This is a genomic window from Streptococcus sp. 517s, from assembly GCF_054445985.1.
Window position 1 is genome coordinate 527617 of record NZ_CM136847.1, and the last position, 14037, is coordinate 541653.

The window sequence follows — 14037 nt, forward strand, 5'->3', positions numbered from 1 at the left end:
ATAATAGTACTACTCAAGGGAGTAGCTGGCAGAAACCTGTGATAGTGTCGTCATTCCGAATTGTATACTGCGAAGTATACTTTCCGGCCCTATCTTAAACAGCGAGACTTGTTATGATTAACAAGTCTCTTTTTGTTTGTCATAAAACAAAAAGAGAACTTGTTTTGCACACAATGTCAAGGAGGAGACACATGTCAAAAGAACAAAAACGCCAAGCGTTTTATACTCAAAGTCCTGAAGAGGTCTTGAAGTCGGTTGAAGCAACTGAGCAAGGTCTCTCGTCTAGAGAAGCGCAGAAACGCCTAGCTGAATATGGACGCAATGAACTGGAAGAGGGTGAGAAAAAATCTCTCCTAGTCAAGTTTATCGAGCAATTTAAGGATTTGATGATTATCATCCTGATTGCTGCGGCTATCTTGTCAGTCGTAACTTCTGGTGGGGAAGATATTGCAGATGCCATCATTATCCTAGCCGTGGTTATCATCAACGCTGCCTTTGGTGTTTACCAAGAAGGAAAAGCAGAAGAAGCCATCGAAGCTCTCAAGTCTATGTCTAGTCCAGCTGCCCGCGTTATCCGTGATGGCCACATGGCGGAGATTGATTCCAAAGAATTGGTGCCAGGAGATATCGTTGCCCTTGAAGCTGGTGATGTAGTGCCAGCAGACCTACGTTTGCTAGAAGCCAACTCTCTTAAAATCGAAGAAGCGGCTTTGACAGGTGAGTCTGTTCCAGTTGAAAAAGACTTGACCGTAGAACTCGCTACAGATGCTGGTATTGGTGACCGTGTCAATATGGCTTTCCAAAACTCAAACGTGACCTATGGTCGTGGTCTTGGTGTTGTTGTCAATACAGGTATGTACACTGAAGTTGGTCATATCGCTGGCATGCTCCAAGACGCGGATGAGACAGACACGCCACTCAAACAAAACTTGAACAGCCTTTCTAAGGTTTTGACCTATGCAATTTTGGTCATTGCCCTTATTACTTTTGTTGTTGGTGTCTTCATTCAAGGCAAAGATCCACTTGGTGAGTTGATGACCTCTGTTGCGCTTGCTGTTGCAGCCATCCCAGAAGGGCTCCCTGCTATCGTGACGATCGTTCTTGCCCTTGGTACTCAAGTTTTGGCTAAACGAAACTCTATCGTTCGTAAGTTGCCAGCAGTTGAAACACTTGGTTCAACAGAAATCATCGCTTCTGATAAGACTGGTACGCTGACTATGAACAAGATGACAGTCGAAAAAGTCTTCTACGATGCGGTTCTACATGACTCTGCTGATGACATTGACCTAGGTCTTGAAATGCCACTACTTCGTTCAGTTGTTTTGGCAAATGATACTAAAATCGATGTGGAAGGAAACCTGATCGGAGACCCAACCGAAACAGCCTTCATTCAATATGCCTTGGACAAGGGATATGATGTTAAAGGATTTTTAGAGAAATATCCACGTGTGGCTGAGTTGCCATTTGACTCTGACCGTAAGCTCATGTCAACGGTTCACCCATTGCCAGATGGTAAATTCCTTGTAGCAGTCAAAGGTGCGCCAGACCAACTTTTGAAACGTTGTGTTCTTCGTGATAAGGCTGGGGATATTGCTCCGATTGATGAGAAGGTTACAAACCTCATTCACACAAACAACTCTGAAATGGCTCACCAAGCCTTGCGTGTCCTTGCAGGTGCTTATAAGATTATCGATAGCATTCCAGAAAATCTTACTTCTGAGGAGCTTGAAAATGATTTAATCTTTACTGGTTTGATTGGGATGATTGACCCTGAACGTCCTGAAGCTGCTGAAGCTGTTCGTGTAGCCAAGGAAGCTGGCATCCGTCCAATCATGATTACAGGTGACCATCAAGACACAGCAGAAGCTATTGCTAAACGTTTGGGAATCATTGACGCAAATGATACAGAAGGCCATGTTTTAACTGGTGCTGAACTAAATGAACTATCGGATGAAGACTTTGAAAAAGTCGTTGGTCAATACTCTGTTTATGCTCGTGTATCTCCAGAGCACAAGGTTCGTATTGTCAAGGCATGGCAAAAACAAGGTAAGGTTGTTGCAATGACAGGTGATGGTGTTAATGATGCACCAGCTCTGAAAACAGCAGATATCGGTATCGGTATGGGAATCACTGGTACAGAGGTTTCTAAGGGGGCTTCTGACATGATTCTTGCAGATGATAACTTTGCGACTATCATCGTTGCAGTTGAAGAAGGACGTAAGGTCTTCTCTAACATTCAAAAGACTATTCAGTACTTACTTTCTGCCAATACTGCTGAAGTATTAACCATCTTCCTATCAACCTTGTTTGGTTGGGATGTCTTGCAGCCAGTTCATCTTTTGTGGATCAACTTGGTAACCGATACCTTCCCAGCTATTGCTCTTGGTGTTGAGCCAGCTGAGCCAGGTGTTATGACCCACAAACCACGTGGACGCAAGTCAAGCTTCTTCTCAGGTGGTGTTATGAGTTCGATTATTTACCAAGGTTTCCTTCAAGGAGCTCTTGTTCTAGCTGTTTATGGTCTTGCCCTTCTTTACCCAGTTCACGTGGGTGACAACCATGCCATTCATGCGGATGCCCTTACTATGGCCTTTGCAACCCTTGGTTTGATTCAGCTCTTCCATGCCTACAATGTCAAATCTGTCTACCAGTCCATCTTGACAGTTGGACCGTTCAAGTCTAAGACCTTCAACTGGTCTATCTTGGTATCCTTCATCCTTCTCATGGCAACAATCGTCGTAGAACCGCTTGAAGGCATCTTCCACGTAACCAAACTGGACTTGTCACAATGGGGAATCGTTATGGGCGGAAGCTTCTCAATGATTATCATTGTCGAAATCGTTAAATTTATCCAACGCAAACTCGGCTTTGATAAGAATGCGATTTAAAAAGAAAGTCATCTTCGGATGGCTTTTTTTGCATTTGAGGGAAAGGACTAGAAGTCGCTTCCTTTTGTGCTATAATAAAGTAAAGTAGCAAGGAGCGTAAGAGAATGGAAGAGAAAATTGTCCGAGATGTCTTATTTTTGTCGCAGGTTTCGAAAGCTGCAAGTCAGGAAGACCTTTATCTGGCTAAGGATTTGCAGGATACCCTGCTGGCTAATCGCGAGACCTGTGTCGGTCTAGCGGCCAATATGATTGGTGTGCAGAAGCGCGTGATTATCTTTAATCTTGGCTTGGTTCCCATAGTCATGTTTAATCCCGTTCTCCTTTCCTATAAAGAACCTTACGAGACAGAGGAAGGTTGTTTGTCCTTGACTGGGGTACGGTCAACGACTCGTTATGAAACGATTACGGTTTCCTATCGCGATAGCAAATGGCAGGAACAGACCATTACACTGACAGGTTTTCCAGCTCAGATCTGCCAACATGAACTGGATCATTTGGAAGGACGGATTATTTAGGAGGAACTCAGATGAAACGTATACTTTTTGAACTTGTTTTTATCGCAACGACTTGGTATATCTTTTTACCACCCTTCAATCTTACCAGCTGGGAATTTATCTTTTTCCTATGTGGACATTTGGTGGTGATGGGGATTTTGTTTAGTTTTCGAAGGGATACCAATCCTTTCAAGACAGTTCACGTACGTCATGGCAAGGTTGCCAACGAACTCAATCTAGAAGGGCTTCATTTTAATAAATTAGGTGGAGGATTGTTGCTGGCTGCAGGACTCATCTTTGCACTTGCTGGTCTGGTAAGCCTAGTAACCTCTAGCTTTTTCCAAGCAAAAAATTATGCTAATGTGGTGTCCATCACAGAAAAAGACTTTAAAGATTTTCCTAAGAGTGATACCAGTAAGGTTCCAATCCTAGATCGGAGCACTGCAGAAAAGATTGGGGATCGTTATCTAGGCTCTCTGACGGATAAGGTCTCCCAGTACGTGGCAGCAGATACTTATACCCAGCTGACGGTTGATGGCAAACCTTATCGGGTGACGCCTTTGGAGTATGCCGACCCGATCAAATGGTTTAATAATCAGTCCAAGGGAATTGGCGAGTATATCAAGGTTGATATGGTGACAGGAAACGCGGAATTGGTGGATCTAAAAACGCCGATGAAGTATTCAGATTCCGAGTATTTTAACCGCGATGTCAAACGTCATCTTCGGATCAAGTACCCAACCAAGATTTTTAAAACGCCATCCTTTGAGGTGGATGATGAAGGCAATCCTTTCTATGTAGCAACTGTTTATCAAAAGCAGTTTGGTCTAGGAGTACCTCGTCCTTCATCTGTTATTATCTTAGACGCCACCAATGGAGAAACCAAGGAATACAACTTGGATGAAGTCCCAGAATGGGTGGATCGTGTCTATCCAGCTGAAGAAACCATCGAGCAAATCAACTACAACGGCAAGTATAAAGACGGCTTCTGGAATGCCTTGATCTCTAAGAAAAACGTTACCCAAACGACAGAAGGCTATAACTATCTTTCTATCGGAAATGACATTTATCTCTACACAGGGGTGACTTCAGCAAATGCTGACGAAAGTAATCTAGGATTTATCCTTGAAAATATGCGAACTGGTGAAATCACCAAGTACAATCTAGCATCAGCAACCGAAGAATCAGCCCGTGCTTCTGCAGAGGGAGCCGTGCAAGAGAAGGCCTACAAGGCTACATTCCCTATCCTTGTTAATCTCAATGACAAGCCTCTCTATATCATGGGCTTGAAGGACAATGCAGGCTTGGTCAAGGAGTATGCATTGGTCGATGCCGTGGAGTACCAAAACGTCATCGTAGCAACTACGGTAGATGAACTCCTCAGCAAGTATGCCAATAAAAACGACCTCGATCTGGATAACGAAACGGTAGAAAGTATCAAGGGAGTGATTTCAGACCTTAAATCAGCTGTCATCAAGGGGGATACCGTCTATTTCTTTAAAGTTAATGACAAGATTTACAAGGTTAAGGCTTCGGTATCGGATGACCTTCCTTACCTCGAAAATGGCCAATCCTTTGAAGGTCAAGTTGGAAAAGATAATTATCTCAAGACCTTTAAAGTACAATAATACTCTTCGAAAATCAAATTCAAACTACGTCAGCGTCGCCTTGCCGTACTCAAGTACAGCCTGCGGCTAGCTTCCTAGTTTGCTCTTTGATTTTCATTGAGTATAAAAATAGGTTTTCTCAGTTCAAGGAGAAAAAAGATAAATTCTTATCTATCTTAACAAGCTTAGCTGGCACAGCCCTTGTTCTCGTAGCTATCTGGTTAGGATGGCCAAAATAAACAGACAAACCTCGGTGTGAACCGAGGTTTTTAAGATGAAATTCTTGGTCGTGATTGAAAAATATGCTACACTAACAATATGAAAATTTTAATCCCAACAGCAAAAGAAATGAACACAAACTATCCTTGTATCGAAGCGCTTCCCTTGAGGGAAGAAAGTCAGGCAGTCCTTGACTCATTGGCGCACTACTCAGCTAGTGAATTAGAGACCTTTTATAAGGTATCTGCTGAGAAAGCAGAAGAAGAGTACGCTCATATTCAAGCTTTAAAAGATCACAGAGCTAAACATTATCCAGCTTTGAAACTATTCGATGGTCTCATGTATCGCCATATCAAACGAGATGGGTTAGCTGAGGCTGAACAAACCTATCTTGAAAATCATGTTTTAATAACATCAGCTTTATACGGTGTTGTCCCAGCCTTGTCGCCCATGGCTCCTCATCGTTTGGACTTCTTGATGAAGTTAAAAGTAGTTGGTAAAACCCTAAAGACTCATTGGAAGTCAGCCTACGATGAGGCGCTACAGGATGAGGATTTGATATTCTCCCTCCTATCATCAGAGTTTGAAACCGTATTTTCGAAGGAAATCAGAGAAAAGATGGTGACTTTTAAATTTATGGAGGATAAGGCAGGTCAGTTGAAAATCCATTCAACCATTTCAAAAAAAGCGCGTGGGGCCTTTTTGACCGCCTTGATAGAAGGACAAGTTCAAACAGTTGAGCAAGCTCGTAAGCTTAGCTTCGCCGGTTTTGACTACCAACCTGATTTATCCAGTGATTTAGAATTCGTCTTTGTGAAACAAGCATAAAACCAGCTCATTCGAGCTGGTTTTTGTTTGATTAGTTGATGGCTGTAAGAAGGTCGTCCGCTTGTTTTGCAAGTGACGAAGCGGTTGCTTCTTCTAACACCAATTTTCCGTCTGCCCAAGCAGAGTCATTGACACGAGCAGCTGTAAAGTCACCAACGACTTGTGTACGGATAAATGGCAAGAGGTCTTTGTAAATAGCAAAGAGTTGATCGTGACCGGCATTGGCTACAGATGAGACAGTGATAAACTTGTCTTGGAGGGCAGAAGCACCACGTGTATCAGACAAGTCAATGGCGCGAGAGAGCCAGTCAAGCAAGTTCTTTACTGTTCCAGGGATAGAGAAGTTGTAGACTGGAGAGAAAATCCAGATGGCATCTGCAGCAAGGACTGCTTCACGAGCAGCAGCTACAGCTGGATGAGTTGGAACTTCAAGATCTTGGATGAAGAGAGGAATAGCTGAGTAATCAAGATAGCTAACTTCCGCTTTTCCAGCAAGTGCTTTTTCAGCTTCGAGGGCCATTTGGTGGTTGAAAGAACCTTGGCGAAGTGAACCGACGATAAATAATACTTTTTTAGACATGATGTGTCTCCTTTAGTTTAAAATTCAAAGAGCTAACTCTTTTGTTACCATCTATGTTACAACAACTGATACTAATTAGCAATAATTTTGCTCACAAATTTTTAAATTTTTTTAAAATGCGGATTAAGTCTTCCTTTTCGCCATCTTCCAAGATGCTAAGTGCTTCTACGATAGAATCGATATGGTCAGGAAGAACCTCTTCGATTTTTCTGCGTCCTGCAGGTGTTAATTTCAAGAAAAAAGAGCGACGATCCTTGGGGTCACAAGTTCTAGAAATCCACCCATCTCGAACCATGTTTCGAATGACAACAGTCATGTTTCCAGAAGTGGCTAGCATTTTTTCAATCAAATCCTGAATGCGCAGTTCCCCCTTGCTATAGAGGGTTTCCAAAACTGAAAATTGGGTGGGTGTTAGCCCGTGTTCTTTGGCAGCCTTAGCTTCACATGGTTTAAAAGTTCGTATGGCTTTGTTGAGGACGATAGCTGTTTTTAAGTCTAGTTGATTATCGGAGATTTTCTCTTTTAAGTATTGTTTCATAAGGCTATTTTATCAATAATGAAAGAGAAAAACAAGAACTTATATTTTATAGGAAAAGAATCTTAGAATGTTCCTGTCTTCACTTGTAATAAAGAAGGAGAGATGGTAAAATAGACGAGTGAAACTAAGACAGAAAAAAGCAAAAAACAAGCTACTTTTACAGTATGGAATCGGCATTGCTCTGGTAGTACTAGTCATGACCACTTCCTTCCTTTATCTGATAACACTCAGTATGAAACCCTATCAAGATGCTAGAGTTGAGGGAGAAAAACTAGCCAAGCAGTATGCAGAATTGGAAAAGGCAGATCAGGTTGATTTCTATAATGGACTAGAAGGTTATTACAGCGTTTTAGGACATAATAGAAAGCAAGAGGCCATTGCCGTACTGATTGAAAAGAATGACCACAAGATTTATGTCTATCAGCTTGATAAGGGGATTTCTCAGGACAAGGCAGCGACGATTTCGAGGGAAAAAGGAGCTAGCGACATTGACAAGATTACTTTTGGTCGCTATCAGGACAAGCCGATTTGGGAAGTTAAGTCAGGAAACCAGTACTATCTGGTTGACTTTGAAACAGGAGCAGTGATCCAATAAGGAGGGCATATGGAACTATCCAAACGTGTACTAGAAATGGAAGAAAGCGTCACTCTAGCCAGTGATGCAAGAGCCAAAGCATTAAAAGCTCAGGGAAAAGATGTTCTTTTCTTAACCTTGGGACAGCCTGATTTTCATACTCCTGAAAACATTCAGGATGCAGCGGTAGAAGCGATTCGAGATGGACGAGCTTCCTTTTATACAGTTGCTTCAGGCCTACCAGAGTTAAAAGCAGCGGTTAATACCTATTTTGAACGCTATTATGGCTATTCCGTAGCGACTAACGAGGTTACCTTTGCCACTGGTGCTAAGTTCTCTCTCTACACCTTCTTTATGGCTGTGGTCAATCCAGGTGATGAGGTCATCATCCCTACACCATACTGGGTCAGCTATGGAGATCAAGTCAAAATGGCAGAAGGAGTGCCAGTCTTTGTCCAGGCCAAAGAAGACAATCACTTTAAAGTAACAGTGGAGCAGCTAGAAGCAGCCCGAACAGCTAAGACCAAGGTCTTAGTTCTCAATTCGCCATCGAATCCGACTGGTATGATTTACTCTCGTGAGGAACTCATGGCTATCGGAAATTGGGCTGTTGAACATGATGTCCTTATCCTAGCAGATGATATTTATGGTCGTTTGGTTTATAACGGGAATGAATTTGTTCCAATCTCTAGTCTGTCAGAAGCCATTCGCAAGCAAACCATCGTGATTAACGGTGTATCTAAGGCCTATGCCATGACTGGTTGGCGGGTAGGTTATGCTGTGGGAAATCCTGAAATTATCGCTGCTATGAGCAAATTGACAGGACAAACGACCTCCAACCTGACTGCAGTATCGCAATATGCAACGATTGAAGCCCTAACTGGACCGCAAGACTCTGTTGAAACCATGCGCCAGGCTTTTGAGGAACGTTTGAATACCATTTATCCACTCTTGTGCCAAGTGCCAGGATTTGAAGTTGTCAAGCCCCAAGGAGCCTTCTATCTTTTCCCAAATGTTAAAAAAGCGATGGAGATGAAGGGTTATACTGACGTGACAGAGTTTACAACGGCTATTCTCGAAGAAGTCGGCCTTGCCTTGATTACAGGAGCTGGATTTGGAGCACCAGAAAATGTTCGTCTCAGCTATGCCACAGACTTGGATACATTAAAAGAAGCTATTCGTCGCTTGCATCAATTTATGGAGGAATTATAATGATAGATCATTTTACCCTTAAGGTAAAGAATTTAGAAGTTTCTAAAGCTTTCTATCAAGCTACTTTAGCTGCTTTAAATTATCGCCTTCAATTTGATACGGGGCAGGTCGTTAGTTTCACAGAACCGCGAGATGTGGATCCAGGTGGTGATTTTTGGCTAAATGTTGGTCAACAAGAGCCGATGCATTTTGCCTTTAGTGCTCAAACTTGTCAAGAAGTAGATGCTTTCTATCATGCAGCTTTGGCTGCTGGAGGAAAGGATAATGGTGCACCTGGCGAACGTAAAAATTACCATGTGGGATACTATGCTGCGTTTATTATTGACCCAGATGGAAATAGCATAGAGGCAGTTTGCCATAAAGAAGAATAGAAAAGGAAAAATAATGACAAAACGTGTAACAATCATCGAAGTAAAAGACTACGTTGGTCAAGAAGTGACCATCGGAGCCTGGGTTGCCAATAAATCAGGAAAAGGGAAAATTGCCTTCTTGCAATTGCGAGACGGAACAGCCTTTTTCCAAGGAGTCGCCTTCAAACCAAACTTTATTGAAAAATTTGGTGAAGAGGTAGGTCTTGAAAAATTTGAAACGATTAAACACTTGAGCCAAGAAACCTCTGTTTATGTGACAGGGATTGTCAAAGAAGACGAACGTTCTAAGTTTGGCTATGAGTTGGATATTACAGACATCGAAGTGATCGGTGAATCTCAAGACTACCCTATCACACCAAAAGAACATGGAACCGACTTCTTGATGGACAACCGTCACTTGTGGCTACGATCTCGTAAGCAAGTGGCTGTGATGCAAATCCGTAACGCTATCATCTATGCAACTTATGAGTTCTTTGACAAGAACGGTTTTATGAAGTTTGATAGCCCAATTCTTTCAGGAAACGCAGCAGAAGATTCTACAGAACTTTTTGAAACAGATTATTTCGGAACGCCAGCCTACTTGAGCCAATCAGGTCAGCTTTACCTAGAAGCGGGAGCTATGGCTCTTGGTCGTGTCTTTGACTTTGGTCCAGTATTCCGTGCTGAAAAATCAAAAACACGCCGTCACTTGACGGAGTTCTGGATGATGGATGCGGAGTACTCCTACTTGACACACTATGAATCACTTGACTTGCAAGAAGCTTATGTAAAAGCCCTTCTTCAAGGTGTTTTGGATCGTGCGCCTCAAGCCTTGGAAACCTTGGAACGTGATACAGAGCTTTTGAAACGCTACATTGCTGAGCCATTCAAACGCATCACTTACGATCAAGCCATTGACCTCTTGCAAGAGCATGAGAATGATGAAGATGCTGACTATGAGCATTTGGAGCATGGAGATGACTTTGGTTCACCACACGAAACATGGATTTCAAACCACTTTGGTGTACCAACCTTTGTCATGAACTACCCAGCAGCCATCAAGGCCTTCTACATGAAACCAGTTCCTGGTAACCCAGATCGTGTGCTTTGTGCAGACTTGCTTGCACCAGAAGGCTATGGAGAAATCATCGGTGGTTCTATGCGTGAGGAAGACTATGATGCCCTTGTCGCTAAGATGGAAGAACTTGGTATGGATCGTACAGAATACGAATTCTACCTTGACCTTCGTAAATACGGTACAGTTCCACACGGAGGATTCGGTATTGGTATCGAGCGTATGGTAACCTTCGCAGCAGGAACAAAACACATCCGTGAAGCTATTCCATTCCCACGTATGTTACACCGTATCAAACCATAAAATAAATCAAAACGCCCTAGGGGCGTTTTTTCAAAGTAGAAGAAAGAAGAGGTGGAGAACATGTAAAGCACAGCTTAACAAGTGACAAACACAAAGATACAAATACACTTGTTAAAGGAGAAACTATGTTTAAACGAAATTACCGGAAGAATATCGGTCTCATGGCTGGTGTGGAATTTTTTGCTTTTCTGGGCATTACCAGCTTTTGGATTCTATTTCTCAGTCAAAATGGGATGTCACTTTGGCAGATTGGCTTATTGGAAAGTATTTTTCATGCCACCAGTGTCATTTGTGAAATTCCCTCGGGAATGTTAGCTGACCGCTATTCCTATAAAACCAATCTGTATTTAAGTCGAATCGCTGGGATTGCGTCGTCGATTCTTATGTTACTAGGGCAAGGTAATTTTTGGATTTACGCACTCGCTATGGTGTTGAGTGCCTTGTCTTATAATTTTGATTCGGGGACGAGTGCAGCCATGGTTTATGATTCGGCCGTGGAAGCCGGATTAAAAGAGCGCTACTTATCTATCTCCAGTTTTATGTCAGGAGTAGCAGAAGGGACTCGGTCTTTGGGAACCGTTTTAGCGGGGTTTTTTGTCCATGGTCAATTACACTTGACCTACTATATCATGATTGCTACTTCTATAATCGTTCTTTTCCTAACTTGGATGCTAAAAGAGCCTAGTGTTAAAGCGCAAAAATCTGAGCGCTTGACGATGAAAAAAATAATCTGGACTGTCAAAGAGGAGTTGCGGAGAAACCCCAGTCTTTTTAGTTGGATGATTCTTTCCCAAATCATCGGGACACTGATGTGCATGTTTTATTTTTACTATCAAAATCAACTTCCTGACTTAGAAGGGTGGCAGATTTCGATGGTCATGTTGATGGGCAGTGTTTTGAATATCTGGGCAGTTTATCTAGCAAGTAAGATTGGAAAGAAGTATTCAGCCTTAAAGCTTTTTCCCATTCTTGTACTCTTGACGGGAGGAACTTATTTGATTTCCTACTTTGGTACGCCGCTGATTTATATTTTGGTTTATCTGATCAGCAACGCCTTATATGCTCTCTTTCAGCCGATTTTTGATAATGATTTACAAAAGCGACTCCCAAGTGAGGTACGGGCAACCATGCTAAGTGTCTACTCTATGATGTTCAGCCTAAGCATGATTATCATTTTTCCCCTGACGGGATGGTTGATTGACTATCTAGGATTTGTAGTAGCCTTCCTTTACTTAGGGCTCATTTTAGTACTAGCCAGCTTTTTGCTATTTTTCATTTTGAAAGAGATGGCAGGAGCTTTGAAACTGAAAGAGGAAGTTATTTCTAAGTAATAAAGTTATTTTTTCACTTTTATCTTTTTTACTTGCTATCTATCAGTTTTTCTAGTATAATGGTTTATTGTGAGCGAACCTCACTTACCCCTTGCAAAGGCTGGGGGTCATTAGACCAAAAGGAGGAACATATCAATGGCTAAATACGAAATTCTTTATATCATTCGTCCAAACATTGAAGAAGAAGCGAAAAACGCTTTGGTAGCACGTTTTGACTCTATCTTGACTGACAACGGTGCAACTGTTGTTGAATCAAAAGACTGGGAAAAACGTCGTCTTGCATACGAAATCCAAGATTTCCGCGAAGGACTTTACCACATTGTTAACGTTGAAGCAAACGATGACGTAGCTCTTAAAGAGTTTGACCGTCTTTCAAAAATCAACGCTGACATTCTTCGTCACATGATCGTCAAACTTGACGCGTAAGAAGGTAGATTATGATTAACAATGTTGTACTTGTAGGGCGTATGACGCGTGACGCTGAGTTGCGTTATACCTCATCAAATGTAGCAGTTGCGACTTTTACTCTTGCAGTAAACCGTACATTTAAGAGTCAAAATGGCGAACGTGAGGCTGATTTCATCAATGTCGTTATGTGGCGCCAACAGGCTGAAAATCTTGCTAACTGGGCTAAAAAAGGCTCTCTTATCGGGATCACAGGTCGTATCCAGACTCGTAGTTACGATAACCAGCAAGGACAACGTGTTTACGTAACAGAAGTCGTGGCGGATAATTTCCAAATGTTGGAAAGTCGCGGAGTGCGTGAAGGACATTCAGGTGGCGCTTATTCTGCACCAACCGCTGGTCAATCAGCACCTGCAAACCCAGTACCAGACTTTTCACGTTCTGAAAATCCATTCGGAGCAACAAATCCATTGGATATTTCAGATGATGATTTACCATTCTAATGGACAATTAATACTATAAAGGAGAAAAAACATGGCTCAACAACGTCGTGGCGGATTCAAACGCCGTAAAAAAGTTGATTACATCGCAGCAAACAAAATTGAATATGTTGATTACAAAGATACTGAGCTTCTTAGCCGTTTCGTTTCAGAACGTGGGAAAATCCTTCCACGTCGTGTAACAGGAACTTCAGCTAAAAACCAACGTAAAGTAACAACAGCTATCAAACGCGCTCGCGTAATGGCTTTGATGCCTTTCGTAAACGAAGATTAAAGAAGAGACCCTTACGGGTCTTTTTTTCACGAGCATGGAAATGAGAGAGCGAGTTGAGGTCCGGGTGGACCTCTTTTTCAGACCCACTGGGTCTTCTTTCTTTGACTATAAATGTGTTATAATGATAGTATGAATTTTCAAAGGGGTGCCTTATGAAGGGAAACAGTATTATTAGAAAAATGATCGAATCTGATACCGAACACTTATCCCAAGGTTTTATCAATCAAGGTTGGCCGGGTAGAGAAGAAATTTTGGCTAGATATTTTCTTGAACAAGAATGTGGGGAGAGAGAAGTCTTAGTTGCAGAGGTTAAGGGGGCTTTAGCGGGGTATATCACAATTTTGCCCTGCGCTAAGCAGGGGCCTTTTGCAGAAATCTATCCAGAACTCTCAGATTTCAATGTCTTTGAGCCCTTTCAAAATCAAGGTATTGGAAATCTCTTGATGGAAGAAGCGGAAAAACGAGTTAAGCTCATATCGGATAAGGTGACCCTTGGTGTTGGGCTCCATTCAGGGTATGGGCCTGCCCAGAGATTGTACATCAAACGAGGTTATATTCCAGATGGTTCGGGCGTCTGGTATCAAAATCACAGACCGGCTATGGATGCTACTTGTGAAGATATCGGTGACCTTGTTTTATATCTGTCAAAAGATTTGATTTAAGATAGATCTTATAAGGTTTAACTTTAAAATAGCAAGAAGTCGTAAATTCCTTTTTCATTAGAGAGGGATTTTTTTGTTAGAAAAAGGGGGATTCTATGAAACGATAAAATATAATTATTTGAATTATCAAAATAAAAATAAATATTCAAAATATAGTAAGGTTTAGAATTTTAAAAATATTTAAGAAAAGTGTAAGA

At 42.0% G+C, this 14037-nt stretch carries 16 protein-coding genes; 14 read left to right on the forward strand and 2 right to left on the reverse strand.

The window, feature by feature from the left end:
- Positions 1-191 precede the first annotated feature (191 nt).
- The 5 genes from ACVX3R_RS02885 (at position 192) to yaaA (ending at position 6036) form a co-directional block, all read left to right on the forward strand.
- Positions 192-2888 carry a cation-translocating P-type ATPase gene (locus ACVX3R_RS02885; protein WP_458795386.1) on the forward strand — a complete coding sequence of 899 codons (2697 nt, stop codon included), beginning with the start codon at positions 192-194 and terminating at the stop codon, positions 2886-2888.
- A 104-nt stretch (positions 2889-2992) separates the two neighbouring features.
- Positions 2993-3403 carry a peptide deformylase gene (locus ACVX3R_RS02890; RefSeq protein WP_458795387.1) on the forward strand — a complete coding sequence of 137 codons (411 nt, stop codon included), beginning with the start codon at positions 2993-2995 and terminating at the stop codon, positions 3401-3403.
- Positions 3404-3414: 11 nt separating this feature from the next.
- Positions 3415-5010: a hypothetical protein gene (locus ACVX3R_RS02895; RefSeq protein WP_458795388.1), complete on the forward strand. Its 1596-nt coding sequence runs from the start codon at positions 3415-3417 to the stop codon at positions 5008-5010.
- 86 nt (positions 5011-5096) lie between these two features.
- Positions 5097-5228 (forward strand): DUF3953 domain-containing protein, encoded by a 132-nt coding sequence (locus ACVX3R_RS02900; protein ID WP_002874755.1) that lies wholly within the window; start codon positions 5097-5099, stop codon positions 5226-5228.
- Between the two features lie 79 nt (positions 5229-5307).
- On the forward strand, positions 5308-6036 hold the full coding sequence (yaaA, locus tag ACVX3R_RS02905) for a peroxide stress protein YaaA (protein ID WP_458795389.1): 729 nt from the start codon (positions 5308-5310) through the stop codon (positions 6034-6036).
- 31 nt (positions 6037-6067) lie between these two features.
- Here yaaA and ACVX3R_RS02910 read toward each other — a convergent pair whose 3' ends face one another.
- Both ACVX3R_RS02910 and ACVX3R_RS02915 read right to left on the reverse strand, forming a co-directional pair.
- Positions 6068-6616 (reverse strand): NAD(P)H-dependent oxidoreductase, encoded by a 549-nt coding sequence (locus ACVX3R_RS02910; protein ID WP_458795390.1) that lies wholly within the window; start codon positions 6614-6616, stop codon positions 6068-6070.
- Positions 6617-6707: 91 nt separating this feature from the next.
- Complete coding sequence (locus tag ACVX3R_RS02915) at positions 6708-7154, reverse strand: MarR family winged helix-turn-helix transcriptional regulator (RefSeq protein WP_458795391.1); 447 nt, start codon at positions 7152-7154, stop codon at positions 6708-6710.
- Positions 7155-7272: 118 nt separating this feature from the next.
- On the opposite strand from ACVX3R_RS02915, the gene ACVX3R_RS02920 reads away from it, so the two are divergent.
- The 9 genes from ACVX3R_RS02920 (at position 7273) to ACVX3R_RS02960 (ending at position 13840) form a co-directional block, all read left to right on the forward strand.
- Positions 7273-7749 (forward strand): cell wall elongation regulator TseB-like domain-containing protein, encoded by a 477-nt coding sequence (locus ACVX3R_RS02920; RefSeq protein ID WP_458795392.1) that lies wholly within the window; start codon positions 7273-7275, stop codon positions 7747-7749.
- 9 nt (positions 7750-7758) lie between these two features.
- Positions 7759-8940 (forward strand): pyridoxal phosphate-dependent aminotransferase, encoded by a 1182-nt coding sequence (locus ACVX3R_RS02925; protein WP_458795393.1) that lies wholly within the window; start codon positions 7759-7761, stop codon positions 8938-8940.
- Positions 8940-9311, forward strand: a complete 372-nt coding sequence (locus ACVX3R_RS02930; protein ID WP_458795394.1) for a VOC family protein — start codon at positions 8940-8942, stop codon at positions 9309-9311. The genes ACVX3R_RS02925 and ACVX3R_RS02930 overlap by 1 nt, the downstream gene beginning before the upstream one ends.
- A gap of 13 nt (positions 9312-9324) precedes the next feature.
- Positions 9325-10668 (forward strand): asparagine--tRNA ligase, encoded by a 1344-nt coding sequence (gene asnS / locus ACVX3R_RS02935; protein WP_458795395.1) that lies wholly within the window; start codon positions 9325-9327, stop codon positions 10666-10668.
- A 125-nt stretch (positions 10669-10793) separates the two neighbouring features.
- Positions 10794-11999 (forward strand): MFS transporter, encoded by a 1206-nt coding sequence (locus tag ACVX3R_RS02940; protein WP_458795396.1) that lies wholly within the window; start codon positions 10794-10796, stop codon positions 11997-11999.
- 135 nt (positions 12000-12134) lie between these two features.
- Positions 12135-12425, forward strand: a complete 291-nt coding sequence (gene rpsF, locus ACVX3R_RS02945) for a 30S ribosomal protein S6 (RefSeq protein ID WP_001151775.1) — start codon at positions 12135-12137, stop codon at positions 12423-12425.
- 11 nt (positions 12426-12436) lie between these two features.
- Complete coding sequence (locus ACVX3R_RS02950; protein ID WP_000609613.1) at positions 12437-12907, forward strand: single-stranded DNA-binding protein; 471 nt, start codon at positions 12437-12439, stop codon at positions 12905-12907.
- Positions 12908-12938: 31 nt separating this feature from the next.
- On the forward strand, positions 12939-13178 hold the full coding sequence (rpsR, locus tag ACVX3R_RS02955) for a 30S ribosomal protein S18 (protein ID WP_000068664.1): 240 nt from the start codon (positions 12939-12941) through the stop codon (positions 13176-13178).
- A gap of 152 nt (positions 13179-13330) precedes the next feature.
- The gene (locus ACVX3R_RS02960) at positions 13331-13840 is read left to right on the forward strand and encodes a GNAT family N-acetyltransferase (RefSeq protein WP_458795397.1); all 510 of its coding nucleotides are present in this window, start codon (positions 13331-13333) and stop codon (positions 13838-13840) included.
- The last annotated feature ends 197 nt before the right edge of the window (positions 13841-14037 follow it).